This is a genomic window from Paenibacillus sp. y28 (genome assembly GCF_037137075.1).
In the GTDB taxonomy this organism is placed as follows: domain Bacteria; phylum Bacillota; class Bacilli; order Paenibacillales; family NBRC-103111; genus JBBBNV01.
On record NZ_JBBBNV010000014.1, the window covers coordinates 37,185 to 54,480 of the forward strand.

Consider the following 17,296-nt stretch of genomic DNA (forward strand, 5'->3'; position numbering starts at 1 on the left):
AAAAGAGGTAAATTTTCACATCCCCATTTTCCGATATATGGAATAAACAGGTTATTGAAGCCGGACAGGAGATGACAGCTTGGACGAGTTCTGGATTGGTCCCCCCATTCACAATATGGTCTTACAATCCTTATTCGTTTTGTTTAGTGTGGTTCTGTATCAATTCTGGGCCAAAGAGCCGGGGCGGCTTCATTCCTCCGGCGCCAAATTACGGCTGGCCGCCATTTTCGCGTTCTCCATGACCCTGTGCATGCTGTTCAGCTACCCGTTTGATGACTGGAGCATGAGTCTCCGGCTTGTGCCCTACATCATCGGAACGCTGTATGGAGGCTACCTCATCGGAGCCGGGCTCGGACTGCTCTATATCTTGCTTCGCATTACGGTGTCCGGGCTGGACAATATCGAATATTTCCTATTGTCGTACCTGCTGGTTACCCCCTTCCTATTCCTCTGCATCAAGAAATTTCAACGTGCCGGTATGAAGGGACGCTTGAAGCTGATTCTGTTGCTGTATTCCCAAATTACACTGGCCGCCATGGCTGTGTACGGGGCCATTCATTTTATCAACCCGCCGCAATTTAGCCTGGTCTCGCTCCATACCCTGCTCGTAAATGTCCTTCTATTCACTGCCAAAATGCTCTGTCTGCTGCTCGTGGTTTACCTGCTTGAAGCTCTTCATGAAAAATCGCTGCTGCATGAGAAGCTGGCACGCAAAAGCAATATTTTCCACTGGATGATTGATAAAATCCCGGGCGGCTTCATCTTGATCGACAAGGATGAAACGATTACCATGAGCAACCCGAACGGGCTTCGGTTTCTCAAATCCTCCCTGTCTGCAGGCGAAGAAGAGAGCGCAAATCCCGACCACCGTCACGGCGAGCAAGCTCCGCAGCAGCATCCGCTGATGCATGCGCTGCAAACAGGGAAGGTTACAAGCAAAGGGAAGCTGTTTATGGACGGGAGCGTCTACCAGTGTGACGCGGCACCGATTAAATCGCCGGAGACACGGGAAATCATCGGGGCCGTGGCATATGTGCTGGACATGACAGAGGAAGAGCAGAATAACCTCCGTTTGCAGGAAATGACGGGGCAGTATTTGAACGAGTGGAAAAAGCAGCAGCAGCTCATAGACGCAATGCCCATGTTGTTCGTTGCCTATGACCGTTACGGGAGAGTCACGCAGGTTAACCGGACCTTCAAAAAGTTTTTCAATCTGGAGGAAGAAGGAGAAATGATCGGCAAGCCCATCAAAGAGATGATGAGCCGGTTTGTTACATCAATCGACAGTGACCTGTTTGAACGAGCCCTGCGGGGAGAGTCTATCGATAAAGCCGTCATTCAGGCAGGCCCTTACGTGCTGGTCTACAGCACATATCCGATCCGTGACGTGCAGTCCGACCATATTATCGGCGCAGTTGCCATCGGGCAGGATTTGACGGAGCTTCATCAGCTGCGCCTCGAAATCGTGAATATGGAGCGGCTTAATCTGGTTGGGCAAATGGCGGCAAGCATCACGCACGAAATCCGTAATCCGATCGCCGTTATCCGCGGCTTCATCCAATTGCTGATGAAACAAAACGACGGGGAGGATCTGACGTATTACCGCATTATATTAGAGGAGATTGACCGGGCAAACGACATTATCAATGATTTCTTATCGCTGGCCCAGAACCGGATTGTGAAAAAAGAAGAACGGAACCTGAACGACATCATCCGGCTGTTGATGCCGCTATTGCTGGCAGACGCCAATTTACGGGGGCTTACGGTGGAGCTGAGGCTGGCCGACGAGCTGCCGAACCTGATTGTGAATGAAAAAGAAATCAAACAGCTCATCCTGAACCTCGCCCGCAACGGAATGGAGGCGATGAAGGATTACGGCGTGCTGACGATCTCCACCCGCTGGGAGGAGAATCAGGTCATCATGTCCTTTCAAGACACCGGCTGCGGCATTGCCCCAAGCCATCTGGAAAAGCTGTTTGCGCCATTTTTCACAACCAAAAATAAAGGAACGGGACTCGGTCTCCCTGTCTGCCTCAGTATTGTCGAGCAGCATGACGGCAAAATTACAGTGGAGTCCGAACTAGATCAAGGCACTGTCTTTATTTGCTCCTTCCGCATCTCTAGCGCGCAGCTAGACCGCGGTGAGCCGGCAGCAGCCGGTGGAGCCACAAAAAGAAATCCAGATGCTGCTCCGAGCGGAGCCGAACCTTGACCTCACCTTTCCAGTAAAAAATAAACAAGCTTTCCTTCTTGCCGATGACGAGCTCGATATCCCAGCTCGATTCATTGAGGCAGTACCGATCCTTGTTGCAGAAAAAAGTCCACCCCTCCGAGGAAGGATATGCGCCGACAACGTGCTGACCCAGCTTGCAAGAAAAGCCTTGGCGCTCCGCATCAGTATTCGTCGGAATCGAAAGCGGGCTTTGCATTGTAAATCCCCCCTTACCACTGTGAAGCTTTCGGTATGCGCTGCATCGCTTACACCCTACAGGGCCTTGTAATCCTGAACCAGGGACCCGGCCCGTTTACTGCTGGTTCCGAATAAGACGGACAGACACAGCGGTGTGACTGCATCTCAGCAAAAAAACCTTAACACGTTCGGCAGCTGGCTGGCGTGGCAGGCGGATTCCGCGGCTGTAGCCCCTGTAGCTTTGCGTCGCCGGCTTTCGCCGGTTTTGCCCTATGCGAGTGTAGAAGGTATGTTTGTCGAAGAAAGTCCTCTACCAATAAGAATAATGGAAAAGAATGTCGCTTTCATATCAAACTTTAGACCTATTTTTAAATGACAAACCAGTGCTTGAACAACCAAGTTGCTGATTGCGCCTTTCACCCGCATTCCCCCCTTGTAAAAGGTTGTTTTTGTGCGGACAAATGCCTATAATCAGTAATGATAGCTTGGATGCTGATTGTCAAACATCTGACACAAGTCAGATGCGCCACTTACGAGCTGTAATGTTACAATCACAGGGAAAGGGGGGACAGAAATGCATAAATGGGCGATGTCTTTTTTGGTATCGATTGCATGTATCGTCGGCCTTGTTTATCTGTTCGTCCAAGTCGAACCGGGCAAGGAAAAAGGCGGAGAGGGCGAGAAGGTCGAGGTAGCGGCACCGGCAACCATTGATGCTGCAGCAGCCGAGGCAGCCTTCAAAACCTCCTGCGTAGCCTGCCACGGCGGTAACCTGGAAGGCGGAATGGGCGGTAAAGCCCCGGCACTGAAGCAAGTCGGCGGCAAATTGAGCTATGCGCAAATCCACAAGAAGCTGGAGAATGGCGGCGGCGGGATGCCTGGCTTTAAGGGCACCTTGAAGGATGATGAGCTGGCCAACCTATCCGGATGGCTCTCAACCTTGAAATAGCTCCCGTATTCCCCGGATAACGGCTTGGACCCGGTTCAGGCGAAAGGCGCAAGAACGTTGATACGCTGAATAAGAATCCGGCAGCATCAACAAAGCTCTTATTCGGAAATCGTTAAGCGGCTTCCCTATCCTGGCCGGGGACAACATCCGTTGACCCGCTATATTAGACCGTATGAAAGGATATGTGGCTTTCCAAATCTAATATAGCCGAAAAAACCGCATGCCTGTTCGGGCAATGCGGTTTTTACATTTTTCATTCGTTGGGCCGAGGGGCTGCGTTGAAGGAAGCTAGGCTATGCCCGCCCCTGCCTGCTCGGGGGCCACCGGAAACGGCCATTTCTCCTGGCGATAGGCCATCTCCCAAAATTGCAGCTCATATACGCTGCTGATAAGGAAATGCTGCTGCATCCGCTCGCGATCCGCAGCGGTTACCTGCTCCGCCAGCTCGTCCAGCCGGTCAATCTGCTCCCGTACGCTCTTCTCAAACCATTCCCCGCCGTAAGCGGCAATCCATTCCTGATAAATCGGCTCCTTCGGCGTTGAACCCTGCAGACGAACACCAATCTCGTAATATAGCCAGTAGCACGGCAAAATCGCGGCAATAACATCGCCGAGGTGCCCGCTCCATGCTGCGCGGTACATGTGCGAGGTGTACGCGTAAGCGGTTGGAGACGGCTGGAAGCCGGCCTTCTCCTCCTCGGTAATGCCGAGCAGCGTGCTGAACTTCTCATGCAGGCTGAGCTCCGCCTGATAGGTGCTCTGTACATGAGCAGCCATTCTGCCGGACGTATGCAAATCAGCGGCCTTGGCAGCGCCCAGCGCTTGAATCCGGGCGAAATGAGACAAGTAATAAGCATCCTGCTTCACATAATACCGGAAGCTCTCCAGCGGCAGTGTGCCGTCGGCAATCCCGGTTACGAACGGATGATTGAAGCTTGCCTGCCAGGATGCATCTGCGGCCCGCCGCAGCTGTTCGGAAAATTTCATAGATAAGACCTCCCCTGAAATGAAATAAGCGTTGAAATGAAATTGCAGCGGCTGGCTACAGCCGCACATCCAGCGAATCGATATACGGGAAAAACAATCCCGCCATATGCGCCGCTGTCAGGGCAATCAGAAAATAGAGCACAAGCACCAGATCAGCGGCAGAGAAGCCGACTTTATAATAGTAGGTTCGCTTTGACGATTTCGAGAAACGCTTCGCTTCCATGGCTACAGCCATACGCTGGGCGCGGCGAATGCTCTGGGCCAGAAGGGGCACCGTCAGCCGCCTCATCAGCACGGCCATCCCCCGTAACCCGCCAGCTTGATCCGCGCCGCGGACCTTGAGAGCCATCCGCAATGTCCGAAGCTCCTCCGCCATCATCGGCAGAAGACGTATGGCAGCCATGAAGCTGTAGGCGAATTTCGCTGGAAGGCGCGCCTGCTGCATGAGCGAATAAAACAGCTGCACAGGCCGCGTGGTTAGAGCGAGCACAAGCCCTACCAGAGCGAAGCTAATCGATTTGAAGCCGATATGCAGTCCTCTCAGGAAGCTTTCGGCTGTTATATGCACCGGCCCCCAGCGAACCCAGGTGGTCTCCCCTTTGCCGAAAAAAACCATCGACGTGCCGGAGGATAAAAAGAGCAATACAAACGGCACCAGCAGCAGAAGCAGCACGCGCCAGGAGTGACCTGTAAAAGCCGCATATAAAATCAGGGTCACAGCCGTCACATTCACCATCACATTCACGTTGTGAATAAGCAGAATGTAAAGGAAGATAACCAAAAATACGATCAGCTTTAATGTCGGATTGGCGCGGTGCAGCCATGTCGGGCGGGCGGTATCAAACCAATTCATAGGACGGACACCTCCTGTGCTTCCCCGGCAGCAGCTCTCGGCGCAGGGGTGTCGCTGACAAGCCGTCCTCCCTGCACCGTCCAAACCCGGGTGGCGAAGTGGCGGACAATCTCCATGTCATGGGTCACCATCAGCACGGTCACGCCTTCGGCCCGCAAGCGTTCCAGCTGCTCAAGCATAGCGAAGGTGTTCCGGGCATCCTGACCGAAGGTCGGCTCGTCAAGAAGCAGCACCGGCTGCCCGCCCACAATGGCGGATGCTACGCTTAACCGCCGCTTCTGCCCCATCGACAGCTGATATGGATGCTTGCCGCGCTGGGCACTGAGCGCGAAGCGTTCCAGCTCCGCCTCCGTGAGCCGCTTGATTTCTTGCGGCGGAATCTGCTGTCTGCGCAGTGTAAACGCGATTTCATCCTCCACCGAGTCCGTGACGAACTGAAACTCGGGATTTTGAAACACATAAGCCAGATGAGGATACAGCGGCGTTTTGGCCGTCACCCGTTGACCGGCAAGCTCATAGCTCCCCCGGGTCGGCACCAGCTGCATCAGCGACAGCAGCAGGGTGCTTTTGCCAGCCCCGTTCTCCCCCACCATGGTGATCCATTCACCGGCCCCGAACGATGCTGAGTTCACCTCAATGGCAGGCTGCTTGCCGCGAAGGCCCTCGAACCTCTCCAGCAAGACGATAGGCGAAGCTTCGCCGCGCGCCCCCACGGACCCGCATGTACGCAGCCCGGCCGCATCATCGCCAACAAGCAGCGCCGCCGCATCCAGCTCAGCATATCCGCCGCTTAGGGGATTGCCGCTCTCTTTGCGCGACGGCAGGCTTCTGCCCGCTGCATAATCCTCCCATACCCCGGGATACCAGATTCCGTATTCCATCAGCTGCTCCCGGTACCGGGAGAATAGCTCTGCCGGCGGACCGTCAGCCCAGATCCGGCCCTCCCCATTCATCAAAATCACCCGGTCCACCCAGTCCAGTACACGCTCCAGCTTATGCTCCACGATGATGACCGTCAGGCGGCTTGCCGCTTTCTCCAGCGTATCCCAAACCTGCCGTGTCCCTTCCGGGTCCAGCATCGAGGTCGGCTCGTCCAGAAACAGCACCTGAGGCTCCAGGGCCAAGACGGAAGCGACAGCCAGCCGTTGCTTCATCCCCTGGGACAAGGCGCGAATCGGAGTATGCACGTCCTCCAAATCGAGTCCCACCCGCTCCAGCAAGCCGCGGATGCGCTCCGGCATCTCCTCGCGGGGCACCTGAATATTTTCCAGTACAAATGCAAGCTCTTCATCTACATAAGGCATGCAGAACTGGCTGTCCGGGTCCTGAAACACATACCCCCATGACTCCGGCGTCTGCACGCGATCGGCCTTCATCGGCACCTCCACAGTCTCGGGAATAAGCCCGCTGGCCACCTGAAGCAGGGTGGATTTGCCGCAGCCGCTCGGACCGAGCAGCAGCACTTTCTCCCCCCGGTTAATCGTAAGCGACAGCTCCTGAAACAGCAGGCCCGGATCGCCGGGAAATTTCAGACGCAGGCCGCTAATCTCCACTACGGTATTCATTGCATTCTCTCCGATTCGTTTTATCGGTCAAGCGCGGAATAGTCGTCCTTGGACACCGGGCGCAGCAGATGCGTAACCCCTGTTTTTTCCAGCGCCTTGACTAAATAGTAAGCAAATACGCCCGTAATCAGAGCGGCCCCGATAAAGCGGAACGCAACATACAGCACAACCGCCCACGTCTGCAGCTCGGTGAAATAGCTTTTGTATACATCAAATAGAAGGGAGCCCGCCGCAGCCGCCAGGCCGGACAGTACCGCCACCGCCAAATCAAACCGTTTGTAGCGGAACAGCGCAAACACCATCTCGCAGGCCAGCCCTTGAACAACGCCGTACAAAAACGCATCCAGCCCGTATTGTGAACCGGCGATAAGCTCGCCGGAGGCGGCGGCCATCTCGGCCAGCAGGGCAATTCCCGGCTTGCGGATTAGAAGAAATGCGACTGTGGCGGCGATAAACCACATGCCATACGTCAGCTGCTCCAATTGAATCCCCGCCAGGGCCACCACATTATACAGCGGCCCCCAAATCCGGTACACCAACGCAAAAATAACCGCAATCACAACGGTCACCAAAATGTCTGCCAACTTCAAGCGATTCATCCCAAACCTCTCCCTTTGCCCATATGTTTCCTTGAAGAGCCTGATACAAACATAAAAGGCCTGCTGGCATGACCCAGCAGACCGAAAAATACACGCAATTCGTGCACTAATTGCATACATTCTCTACGCTGGCATTACCCAGATCAGATTGACGGTCAGCGGCATAATGGCCGCAATCTCAGCCCGACTTCATCGAGCCCCCGTTGTTGCTTCTTCAATTGCCCCTATTATACAAGTGCTCCATCGAATACGCAACAGCAAATTTTCGCGTTCTTTTGTTGCAGAACCGCAGGTTATGTGTCAATATGGATCGGAAGAATAATAACGACTACATAATGGCGTATGCTATTCAGGCTGATAAACAGAAAGGTGATAACAATTCATGTGGAAACCGTTTTTTCGACTATTAACAGAGCTGTCTTCACGCAAGTTCGTCTCGCGCCTGACCGGGCGGTTCGCCCAATCGGCCTTTAGCCGCAGGTTCATTCCGAAATTCGCCCAAACCTACGGCATTCGCATCGAGGATGCAGAGAAGCCGCTGCACGAGTATGAGTCGCTGAACGCATTTTTTACCCGCCGGCTGAAGCCGGGCCTGCGTCCGATTCACGAGGAAGCCGGTTCACTCGTCAGTCCGGTGGATGCCGTTATTACAGGCATGGGCACGATCCAGTCCGGCCAACTGCTGAACGTGAAGGGACAGGATTATACACTGGAGGAGCTGCTTAACCGTTCTCCCCGGTCGGTCAATTATAAGGAAGGCTTCTTTTTTGTACTGTACCTGAGCCCGACGGATTACCATCGTATCCATTCGCCAGTATCAGGAACGATTGTAGAAAAGGAGCATATCCCGGGCAAGGTGTACCCGGTCAATGAATTCGGCTTGCGCCATATGCGCCGCGTGCTGAGCCGCAATGAACGGCTTATTACTTACATGCAGCATGAGGCCGGCGAAGTGGCTGTGGTCAAGGTCGGCGCGCTGAATGTAAGCAGCATCCAGTATGTGAAGCCGCTGCCGGACAAGCTCGAACGCGGAGATGAGCTCGCTTATTTCGAGTTCGGCTCCACGGTTGTTCTGCTGACTGAGAACGATATCCTGTCGCCGCGGCCGGACCTGACCGTCGGCAGCAAGGTCAAGATGGGCGATCCGCTCGGCATATTGCTGGATTAAGCGCCTGCGGCGGATTCCCCCGTTCGAGCAGCATACAAACGCTCGCTTCCATATCATCCTAATAAAACAAGCCTCACAAGCCGTGCAGTCCGCCCGTGCTTGTAAGGCTTGTTTTATTTTACCGGACCTCGGACGGACTAACGCCGGTATACTGCTTAAATTGACGGCTGAAGAAGAATACGTCCCGGTAGCCGAGCGCATCCGCCACTTCCGTGACAGACATGCCCGCATAGTGGAGCAGGTGCTTGGCCCGTTCAATCTTGGCCTGAATCATATAGGTTTGAACCGACTGCCCAATCAGCTCCTTAAATTTCAGGGAAAAATACCGCGGGGACAGATGGGCCCTGGCAGCCAGCTCCTCCACCCGGTTGATCTCGCCCGGATGCTGCTTGATGTAGTTGGCGACCTCGTGAATAACCTCCTGCAGGTTATGGGTATGGCTGCGCAGCTCAGGCTTGTCCTGATCATCCCGCAGCAAATGGATCATAAGCTGCTTCAGAAGCAGGCGGGCTTCTTCCTCCGCCCCGTAGGTTTGCACCAGGAACAGCCGGACATAACGCGTCAGCAGGGCTTCGAAATCCGTCGTTTCCTTCATCACCCGGTATCGGTCGGGAATGAGATGATAGGGCGGATCGACGTCAAAATGAATATAAGTCAGCACAAGCGGCTTTTGCGGATGGTGTGTCGCGCTTGTCATATCACCGGGGCGAAACAGAAAACAGCTGCCCTTCCCGACCTGAAACGGTTCGTCGTTGACGATAACCTCCCCAGCCCCGCTCCAAACATAAAATAAATCAAAATTAGCAAGCGGCTTCTCCCGCTTCGCCCATTTCCAGTTGGGCTCACAATAAATTTTGGCAAAGGCCGTCTTCAGCTCGAATTGTCCGGGCAGCGCCTTTAGCATAATGCTACACCTCACCGCTTGATTACGGGTATGATTAGGAATGGATGTCTTGCGGAATACGGCACCAATGCGCCATGACCAAGAATGGGGCACATCGTTATTTTAGCGCATCTTTCAGTTCAGGCACAAGCCATATCCCGGCTTATGCGCTGTAATTGGAAATTTCGACCAGATTCTGATCCGGGTCCCGCACATAGACGGACACAATGGGACCGACTGCTCCCGTACGGCTTACCGGCCCTTCCTCAATGGCAATTCCGCACGCCTCCAAATGCCGGACAACCTGGTCTATCGGCGTCGTTGTCAGCAAGCAAAAATCGGCTGAACCCGGCACCGGTGTTTTGGCCTTGGGCTCAAATTCCTTGCCGGCCTCGTGCAAATTAAATTTCTGCCGGCCAAAGACCAACGCCTTCCGGTTTTGGCCGAACTCAATCACTTCCATATTCAAGGCCGTCTGATAAAACTGAATGGTCCGCTCTATATGTTGCACAGTGAGCACCAGATGATCCAAAGCTTCGATCCGAAACAAAGCTACCCCTCCTACCCCGAGTGTAAAAAACAGTCTGTAATAACCACTATAACAGGTTTTGTCCGAATGAACGAATATGTTCATCATCGCTCATCATCAAAAAAAGAAGGACGGCCTTCGTCAGGCAGTCCCTCCTCCCGTTAGTTGCCATCCGCTGCGCGGCTGAAGATTACTTCTTGGTTCTGGCGCAGGCTTCCTCATATTCTTTCATTCATGCATCGCCGCCCGCTTTTCTCCATTTGTTAATTTCATCCTGGAAGCCGTTGTCGTCGATTTTGCCCGTCATCCTCCTTGGAAATGAATTGTAATCGTTTACAAAAATTACAAATACCCTGCTAAAGTCCGCCGTCTGGCCGCTACAGGGCATGCCTGAATCATCACTCTTTACTGCAACTTGTCCTCATCTCTTGCCAATGCCTGGTTGTTCCGGATGTCCTGAATGTTCTCTACCTTCAAGCTGTTGGTAACGAAAGAAGCGGTTCGGCGTATATGCCGCACCATCGCCTGTTCCGCCGCGTCCGGGTCACGCCGGATAATGCATTCATATATGAGCCGGTGCTCGCCAATCGCCCGTTCCAGCTCTTCCCGGTCTGACAGCGCCTGCTTTCGCACCGCTTTATCGAACGCCCGTACGGCATGGATTTGCTGTACGATATAGTCGTTCTGGGAAACGGTGAGAATGAAGCGGTGAAACGCCTCATTCAGCTCGTACAGAAGCTCGCCATTGCCCGCGGCCGTCGCCTGCTCCATCCTGCCAATCTGCGCTTCGAGCCTGCGGCATTCCTCATCCGTAATCTTAATGGCCGCCAGTCTGGCCGCTACTCCTTCCAGAGCCGAGCGCGCCCAGCTGATTTCCTCCACGGAGCGCATAATGTTACTCGATACGAAGGTGCCGATACGAGGCTTTGTGAGAACCAGCCCTTCTTGATCCAGCCGGCGCAGCGCCTCCTTAACCGGAGTTGTGCTGATACCGAAATTATGGGCGATGTCCCGTTCCTTCAGATGAGCGCCTTGCGGCAAGCTCCCGTTCAGGATCGCTTCCTTTAAGGTCTCATATACCTTCTCCCGTATCGATACCACTTGAGCGCTTATATCAATTTGCAGCGTCATGCGGCTCACCCCTCTGTATGATTTTAAAAATATGATATATCAGATTTTATAAAATCATATCAACGTTCGTGGCTTATTGTCAATTTTGATTTTTGGGGCAACGCTTTTGGGGCAACGCTTTTGGGGCAACGCTTTTGGGGCAACGCCAGTATCAAGGGTGCGCGCCGCTCCCTGCACGCCGTGCTTCAGCCCGGCTCATGGACATCCGGTGAAAAAGCAGCCGCCTGCGGGCAGGCTGGGAACCCGCCCGCCGAAGGCGTCCGGATTTTTTCCATGAAAAGCCTCAGGTTGATCATAAACATCCGTCTGCAGAGGCCGCCGCTAGCGCTGCTTCACCCCATCCTCCTGCTCTCGGGCTATGCTTTTCATCGTACTTCTAAGCTTTCGTCTGAGAGGTCCGGTCCTGCAGCTGATGCACCGACACATCGCCCCAGCTCAAATCCTCGACCTGATAACGTGCGATCAAGTCGCGATCCAGCTCCATCCCGAAGCCCGGCTTGTCCCGGCCCGGAACAATCAGATAACCATCCTCATAACGGACACCCTGCTTCACGACATCCCCGGTATACAGCTCCGGTCCTGTCGGATCGGACGTGTAGTTCAGGTTCACAAGCGATGCTCCCAAATGGGCCATAGCCGCTGTACCGATGGATAGCTCCTGCGTCGTTCCAAGCAAGCAGCCTTTTCCCGCAACCTCTGCCGCCGCCGCTGCCTTCCGCGCTGCTGTCAGGCCGCCAATGAAGATAGGCGAAATGTTGAAAATATCGACCGAATCATGCTTGATCATCTCCGACAGCTGACGGAAGCTCCATACATGCTCGCTTACCAGGTGGTCCATTTTCATCCGAAATTGGTGCAGGCCCTCGAAATCATTCTGCAAGGCCGGGCTTTCGACCATCTGGAAATCATAAGCAGATAACCGCTTCACCGCCTGCACCGCTTCCTTCCAGCCAAGCAGATGGCTCAAATCCAGCGACTTGATTTTCACTTTGCCGCCGAATTCACGCTTTACGCCGTCGAGGAATGCTTCATCCGCATCCAGATTTTTGCCGACGTACAGCCGGAATACATCGAAGCCCTGAGCAAGCCGTTTACGGACGACCTCCAGATTCTCCTCCACTTCCTCCATGAAGCGGTGCCGGAAAATCGGGAAGCACACCTTGATTTTGTCCTGCATGCGCCCGCCAATCAAATCCGCAACCGAGATGTTCAGAGCCTTGGCACACAGGTCATGCAGCGCAGCATCCACGCCGTTGCGGACAAAGTTCCCTTTTTCATAATAGAACATCATTTCCGGGTAATTGCTTACCAGCTCTTTGTTAATCAGGGAAATATCGAACGGATTTTTGCCAACCAGAATCATTTTGAGCGACGCCGTCAAATCAACGACATCCAGAGAATAGCGCGGCAGATGGGAAAAATCGGACATTTCCCCGATCCCCGTAATACCGTCATCGGTGAACAGCTCGACAATAACGTGCTTGCTTACAAAGCCCGTTGTTCTCGGAATGCCGACGACGGTCAGCTTTACGTCTGTAATTTTCATTATGAGAGGTCCTCCGCTTCGTGATATAGGTTCCGGATCATATTCGGTACTCAGGAATGATTCAATAGTCAGTGCTTGAACTACGCCAATGCATCGGGAATGGCATGGCCCCAGGCCCGCAGCAGCTGGCCTACCTGCGCCTTCTCATCGTCCTTCAGCTCGCTAATCGGCGGACGCACCTTGTTTGTCGCAATCAGTCCGAGCTGATACATGGCCTCCTTCACAACACTGACGTTATTGCCTGTGCCGTATTTGGCCCGCAGCTCTTCGAACGGAACGATATCGCGCCATACGTCCATCGCCTCGTCGAACTTGCCGCTTTGAAGCGCTTTCATCATTCGCACGGAGCGCTCTGTTTCCAGATTCACCAGTCCGGACGTAAAGCCCTGCGCCCCGGCGGCATAAAAGTAAGGCGCCCACATCTCGGCTGTGCCGCAAATCCAGACAATATCTTCGTTAATCGCCTGCACGGTCTTCGTAAACAGCGGCAGGTTATTGATGGCATATTTGACGCCGACAACGTTCGGAAGCTTCACCGTTTCCTGAATCGCCTCCAGCGTTATTTGTTCACTGCGGATGTACAGCAAGAGCGGCAGCGAGGTTGCGCAAGCAATATGCTTATAATAATGAATAAGGCCTTCTGTGAGCAAATAAGGATGAACCGGCTGGTGGACCATAATCCCGTCAGCCCCGCAGTTTTCCGCATGGCGGGCCAAATCAGCCGCTGTAGCCGCATCATAGCCGACCCCTGCGATAACAAGCGCCCGTCCAGCGACGTGCTTGGTGACAAACCGGGTGACCTCCTTCGCCTCTTCAATCGTCAGCGCATAAAATTCACCGGTGTTCCCGCACGGATAAATCGCCTCGATGCCTTGATCCAGCAAAAAATCGATGTTCTGCTGCAGAGACGCCCAATCAATCTCCAGATTGGAATGAAATGGCGTCACATTGATTGCGTTGATACCTTTTATTGTTTGTCTCACCTGCTCGTACATGCTACTCCACCTTTCTGTCGGACTTACAGTGCCCCGGCAGCGGAGGAACCGGCCTACACCGGCTCTCATCCGGTTCTGCCTAGGACTTCACAAATACGGTTTTAATGGAAGTATAAAATTCAATGGCCGCCTGCCCCTGCTCGCGCGAATGGGAGCTCGACTGCTTCATGCCGCCGAACGGGGCCTGGAGCTCGACACCGGCGCTCTCGGCATTAATCCGCACGAGCCCGGCGTCCATGTCTTGAATGAAGGTCAGCATGTATCCGATATTTTTGGTAAAAATGGAGGCGCTCAAGCCGAACTCCGTGTCGTTGGCCAGCGCCAGCGCATCGGCAATGGAGTCTACCTTCAGTAAGGCGAGCACCGGACCGAAAATCTCCTCTCTGGCGATGACCATGTCCGGGGAAACATTTTCGAACACAGCCGGCTTGACATAATACCCGTTGCCGCCGTTGTCCGGCACATCACCGCCGTAAAGCAGCGTGGCTCCTTCTTCCTGGCCTTTGCGGATGTAGGAAAGAACGGTTTCATATTGTCCTTCGCTTGCGCAAGGCCCCATCCACGTCTGCGGATCCATTCCGTCCCCGATGCGCAGCTGCTTCACACGATCCAGCAGCTTTGCTTTGAAAGCCTCGTATACGCCGGACTGAACAATGACCCGGCTGGTCGCGGTACATTTTTGCCCTGTCGAACGCAAGCCGCCGCTTACGGTAGCTTCCACCGCAAGGTCCAGATCTGCGTCATCAGCGACGATGACCGGGTTCTTGCCGCCCATCTCCAGCTGGTATTTCGCCCCTCGGGCCAGCGCGCCAAGGGCGACTCTTTTGCCGACCTGGTTGGAGCCGGTAAAGGTAATGCCGTGTATGGAAGGATGGTCGATAATCGCTTGTCCGATTTCGCTTCCTCTGCCCGTCACCATATTGATGACGCCGGGAGGCAGCTTGGCATCATGGAAGCAGGACATCAGCTTCGCCGCTGTGACAGCCGTCTCGCTGGCCGGCTTAAAGACAACCGTATTCCCGTAAATAAGTGCAGGAGCAATTTTCCAGACCGGGATAGCCACCGGGAAATTCCACGGCGCAATGACACCGACGACGCCGAGCGGAACCCGCGTGGTGAACATCAGCGCCTCGCTGTCGCTGGACGGGATGACGTCCCCGACCTTCCTCATGCCTTCCCCGGCATAATACCGTAGAATGGCAACCCCTCTGGCGGTTTCGCCTTTGGCCTCCTCGAAGGTTTTGCCCATTTCCAGCGTCATCGCCTCAGCGACTTCGGCCAGCCGCTGCTCCAGCAAATCGGCAACCTTATACAAATAGCTGCCCCGCGCTGTGCCGGACAATTTCCGCCATGCATGACGAGCCTGATCGGCGGCTTCGGCGGCACGGTTCAAATCCTCCTTGGAGGAGCGTTGAATGTAGCCGACCACCTGTCCTTTGTTGGCGGGATTCAGACTGCTGTCAACCTCCTTGGAAGAAGAAGGCATCCACTCGCCGTTGACATAATTCAGAACGGTTTCACCTATTGTCATGCCCACGAATGATCACATCCTTAACCATAGTTTGTTGTGTAATATAAAACTTAATATATGATATATCAGATATTGCCACAAGTTTACACCGCCGTCAACAAAAAAATCGTTGGGCATTCGCACCCGGTCATCCCGGCTGACTGCGCGCTTATCCAGCATTCGAAATTTGCGGGCCGATCTTCACTCCCCGCATCCGGGAACACATGAAGGGCTCCTAATAAAAAAGCCCTCCAATCCCGCTTGTGCTATGCTCCTCCTTGTAGTAACAGTTTTGTAATTCAGCTGTCTGCCACAAGGGGAGCATATCGTTGTGCTGCGGTCTTGGAGGCCTCTATTTCGTGCGGCTTGATTTACTTCAAGGTGTACAGCAGGCGCTTGGCTTCTCCCGCCGCCGTTGTGATCGTCTCGTACACATGGACGGTCAAATTGCCTTCCAGCTGATCGTCCTTCAAGGAGTCGAACGTGATGATCTGCTTGCCGCTGATAAGCTTGTTCTTGCCGGTCAGCGGCACCGATTTGGAGGACAGCTTGCGTCCAAGCCCATCGACCAGCTCCAGCTGCAGGGACGAGAACGTACTATCCACAATCACTTCCTCCTGCCGGAGCAGATCGACATCCAGCTCCAGCTTATACGCATACACGGGAATCAGATTGGCAAAATTGGCCGTATACGACAGCTGCCAGCGGTTCAGCTTCATCTCAAACGGATATAAGCGGAGCCGCGTGTTCTTCAGATTTACCGTTCCCGATTCATCGCTGCGCCCCGCTTCCGCCCGAATCTGGGCCAGCGCGGATTTGTATGCGCCGCCTTCCAGCGGCTCCGACAGGCGCACACCGAATTGCGCGCTGTTCTCCGCAAGTGGAACCGTGAAGGCATACGCGACCGCATAAGCTGTATGCGGCATGACCTGCACAGCCGCTGCGCTTTGACGTGAACCGGGATATACCGCTCCGGCGCCGCCGATTAAGTCAGCGGCAAAAGCCGGTACCGGCACGGGCAGGTCGCTGTTATTATACAGCTTGAACTTGGCAATTGCGGTTTGATAGCCCTCATCATCATTCTCATGCAGATTCAGCTCTACGAGCGACACCTGCAGGCTCGGATGAACAAAGCGGATTAGCGGATCAAAGGCGATGCTTGCGCCGGAGATATACAGCGGGACCTGCGCCGCAGACTGCTCCCCGCTACCGCTGCCTCCGCCCGCCGAAGCCGACGGAAGTGTGACAGACAGCCGGCCGACGGAATACGAAACAGCCTGATCCGAGCTTTTAAACGTTTCCGATGTCAGCACATTCAGCGCGTCCAGCTTCACCCCCGGCTCGGTGGAAATCGCGTAATGAATATATTTTTTCTCCTGCGGCTCCAGGGTTACCTCCCCCTGCTCCACACGCTTGCCGCTGTAAAATTTGCGCTCTCCCTCCAGTCCCGACACGCCTTCGAGCTGGAATGCAGGCACCTTCTCCCGCTTGTTCCCCGGGTTATCTACCAGCACCTTCACGGTTGTCACCGGACCAGATTGCAAATTATCCTCTGTCACGGTGACAGGCGTGTAGCTTAGGGGGGAATCGAGAGCCGTCAGCCGAAAGGAAGAACCCCACGCTTGAATCCGGCTCTCCTCCGCAAAACCGGCCACACTGCCGCGCCATACGTCCTGCACCGGGATATCCGCGATTAGCGTTTCCGCCTTCGGGTACACGTACCAGTCCACATCCAGCAGCTGAATGCTGACGATGTTCATTTCATCACTGCTGTCCAGCAGGTAGTAAAAGCTTAATTCCTCCTTCGTTTGCGGGCGAATGACCGAAGCATTGGCCGCGCTCGCTTGCAAATAATACGAAATCCCCTGGTCTGTCGTCATTTTCACCTCATACGAGGGCAGCTTTACGATGCGCTGGCCGGTATTGCGCAGATTCAATACGACACCTACACGAACGCCGTCGTTGGTCCACTCATTCAATACGCTTTTGACACCGACATTCAGTTCATCCGATATTTGGTACACTGCCGCAGGCGCGTCTTCGGCCCGCACAGTGTTGACAGGCAGCAGCGGGAAGGCCCCGAACAGCAAAGCGCTAACCGCCGTCCCGGCCACCCATGGCTTTATATTTCGATGCGATAATCGAATCATTTCTTTTTCTCTCCTCTCGTC

The 17,296-nt window shown here is 54.3% G+C and carries 14 protein-coding genes and 2 riboswitches; of the genes, 3 read left to right on the forward strand and 11 right to left on the reverse strand.

From position 1 onward, the window contains the following. The first annotated feature begins 79 nt into the window (after positions 1-79). Complete coding sequence (locus WBG83_RS12875; protein WP_336745476.1) at positions 80-2,212, forward strand: ATP-binding protein; 2,133 nt, start codon at positions 80-82, stop codon at positions 2,210-2,212. A 385-nt stretch (positions 2,213-2,597) separates the two neighbouring features. Further along, positions 2,598-2,690, reverse strand: a riboswitch (cyclic di-GMP riboswitch). Positions 2,691-2,984: 294 nt separating this feature from the next. Further along, positions 2,985-3,359, forward strand: a complete 375-nt coding sequence (locus tag WBG83_RS12880; protein ID WP_336745477.1) for a c-type cytochrome — start codon at positions 2,985-2,987, stop codon at positions 3,357-3,359. A 288-nt stretch (positions 3,360-3,647) separates the two neighbouring features. On the opposite strand, the gene tenA is transcribed toward WBG83_RS12880, so the two are convergent. Genes tenA through WBG83_RS12900 form a run of 4 tightly spaced genes read right to left on the reverse strand, consistent with a single transcriptional unit; the run spans position 3,648 to position 7,363 of the window. Continuing rightward, positions 3,648-4,346: a thiaminase II gene (gene tenA, locus WBG83_RS12885; RefSeq protein WP_336745478.1), complete on the reverse strand. Its 699-nt coding sequence runs from the start codon at positions 4,344-4,346 to the stop codon at positions 3,648-3,650. 55 nt (positions 4,347-4,401) lie between these two features. Beyond that, positions 4,402-5,199, reverse strand: a complete 798-nt coding sequence (locus WBG83_RS12890) for an energy-coupling factor transporter transmembrane component T family protein (protein ID WP_336745479.1) — start codon at positions 5,197-5,199, stop codon at positions 4,402-4,404. Then, positions 5,196-6,764, reverse strand: a complete 1,569-nt coding sequence (locus WBG83_RS12895; RefSeq protein WP_336745480.1) for an ABC transporter ATP-binding protein — start codon at positions 6,762-6,764, stop codon at positions 5,196-5,198. Before WBG83_RS12895 ends, WBG83_RS12890 begins: the two co-directional genes overlap by 4 nt. Positions 6,765-6,784: 20 nt before the next feature. Then, positions 6,785-7,363, reverse strand: a complete 579-nt coding sequence (locus WBG83_RS12900; RefSeq protein ID WP_336745481.1) for an ECF transporter S component — start codon at positions 7,361-7,363, stop codon at positions 6,785-6,787. A 102-nt stretch (positions 7,364-7,465) separates the two neighbouring features. After that, a riboswitch (TPP riboswitch) is annotated at positions 7,466-7,577 on the reverse strand. A gap of 168 nt (positions 7,578-7,745) precedes the next feature. Here WBG83_RS12900 and asd point away from each other — a divergent pair. Continuing rightward, positions 7,746-8,531, forward strand: a complete 786-nt coding sequence (asd, locus tag WBG83_RS12905) for an archaetidylserine decarboxylase (protein WP_336745482.1) — start codon at positions 7,746-7,748, stop codon at positions 8,529-8,531. A gap of 118 nt (positions 8,532-8,649) precedes the next feature. On the opposite strand, the gene WBG83_RS12910 is transcribed toward asd, so the two are convergent. From WBG83_RS12910 to WBG83_RS12940, 7 genes are all read right to left on the reverse strand, one after another. Continuing rightward, the gene (locus tag WBG83_RS12910; protein ID WP_336745483.1) at positions 8,650-9,435 is read right to left on the reverse strand and encodes an AraC family transcriptional regulator; all 786 of its coding nucleotides are present in this window, start codon (positions 9,433-9,435) and stop codon (positions 8,650-8,652) included. A gap of 142 nt (positions 9,436-9,577) precedes the next feature. Then, positions 9,578-9,964: a VOC family protein gene (locus WBG83_RS12915; protein WP_336745484.1), complete on the reverse strand. Its 387-nt coding sequence runs from the start codon at positions 9,962-9,964 to the stop codon at positions 9,578-9,580. Positions 9,965-10,348: 384 nt separating this feature from the next. Continuing rightward, on the reverse strand, positions 10,349-11,074 hold the full coding sequence (locus WBG83_RS12920; RefSeq protein WP_336745485.1) for a GntR family transcriptional regulator: 726 nt from the start codon (positions 11,072-11,074) through the stop codon (positions 10,349-10,351). A 376-nt stretch (positions 11,075-11,450) separates the two neighbouring features. Next, the gene (locus WBG83_RS12925) at positions 11,451-12,620 is read right to left on the reverse strand and encodes a mandelate racemase/muconate lactonizing enzyme family protein (protein ID WP_336745486.1); all 1,170 of its coding nucleotides are present in this window, start codon (positions 12,618-12,620) and stop codon (positions 11,451-11,453) included. A gap of 80 nt (positions 12,621-12,700) precedes the next feature. After that, the gene (locus WBG83_RS12930; RefSeq protein WP_336745487.1) at positions 12,701-13,615 is read right to left on the reverse strand and encodes a dihydrodipicolinate synthase family protein; all 915 of its coding nucleotides are present in this window, start codon (positions 13,613-13,615) and stop codon (positions 12,701-12,703) included. 79 nt (positions 13,616-13,694) lie between these two features. Beyond that, positions 13,695-15,146 carry an alpha-ketoglutaric semialdehyde dehydrogenase GucD gene (gucD, locus tag WBG83_RS12935; protein ID WP_336745550.1) on the reverse strand — a complete coding sequence of 484 codons (1,452 nt, stop codon included), beginning with the start codon at positions 15,144-15,146 and terminating at the stop codon, positions 13,695-13,697. 350 nt (positions 15,147-15,496) lie between these two features. Then, complete coding sequence (locus WBG83_RS12940; RefSeq protein ID WP_336745488.1) at positions 15,497-17,275, reverse strand: hypothetical protein; 1,779 nt, start codon at positions 17,273-17,275, stop codon at positions 15,497-15,499. Positions 17,276-17,296 lie beyond the last annotated feature (21 nt).

Bases quoted from the DNA above. Each gene is read 5' to 3' on its own strand.
- asd (WP_336745482.1), top strand. From the start codon at position 7,746: ATGTGGAAACCGTTTTTTCGACTATTAACAGAGCTGTCTTCACGCAAG.
- WBG83_RS12890 (WP_336745479.1), bottom strand. From the start codon at position 5,199: ATGAATTGGTTTGATACCGCCCGCCCGACATGGCTGCACCGCGCCAAT.
- WBG83_RS12895 (WP_336745480.1), bottom strand. From the start codon at position 6,764: ATGAATACCGTAGTGGAGATTAGCGGCCTGCGTCTGAAATTTCCCGGC.
- WBG83_RS12900 (WP_336745481.1), bottom strand. From the start codon at position 7,363: ATGAATCGCTTGAAGTTGGCAGACATTTTGGTGACCGTTGTGATTGCG.
- gucD (WP_336745550.1), bottom strand. From the start codon at position 15,146: ATGACAATAGGTGAAACCGTTCTGAATTATGTCAACGGCGAGTGGATG.
- WBG83_RS12920 (WP_336745485.1), bottom strand. From the start codon at position 11,074: ATGACGCTGCAAATTGATATAAGCGCTCAAGTGGTATCGATACGGGAG.
- WBG83_RS12930 (WP_336745487.1), bottom strand. From the start codon at position 13,615: ATGTACGAGCAGGTGAGACAAACAATAAAAGGTATCAACGCAATCAAT.
- WBG83_RS12925 (WP_336745486.1), bottom strand. From the start codon at position 12,620: ATGAAAATTACAGACGTAAAGCTGACCGTCGTCGGCATTCCGAGAACA.
- tenA (WP_336745478.1), bottom strand. From the start codon at position 4,346: ATGAAATTTTCCGAACAGCTGCGGCGGGCCGCAGATGCATCCTGGCAG.
- WBG83_RS12940 (WP_336745488.1), bottom strand. From the start codon at position 17,275: ATGATTCGATTATCGCATCGAAATATAAAGCCATGGGTGGCCGGGACG.
- WBG83_RS12880 (WP_336745477.1), top strand. From the start codon at position 2,985: ATGCATAAATGGGCGATGTCTTTTTTGGTATCGATTGCATGTATCGTC.
- WBG83_RS12910 (WP_336745483.1), bottom strand. From the start codon at position 9,435: ATGCTAAAGGCGCTGCCCGGACAATTCGAGCTGAAGACGGCCTTTGCC.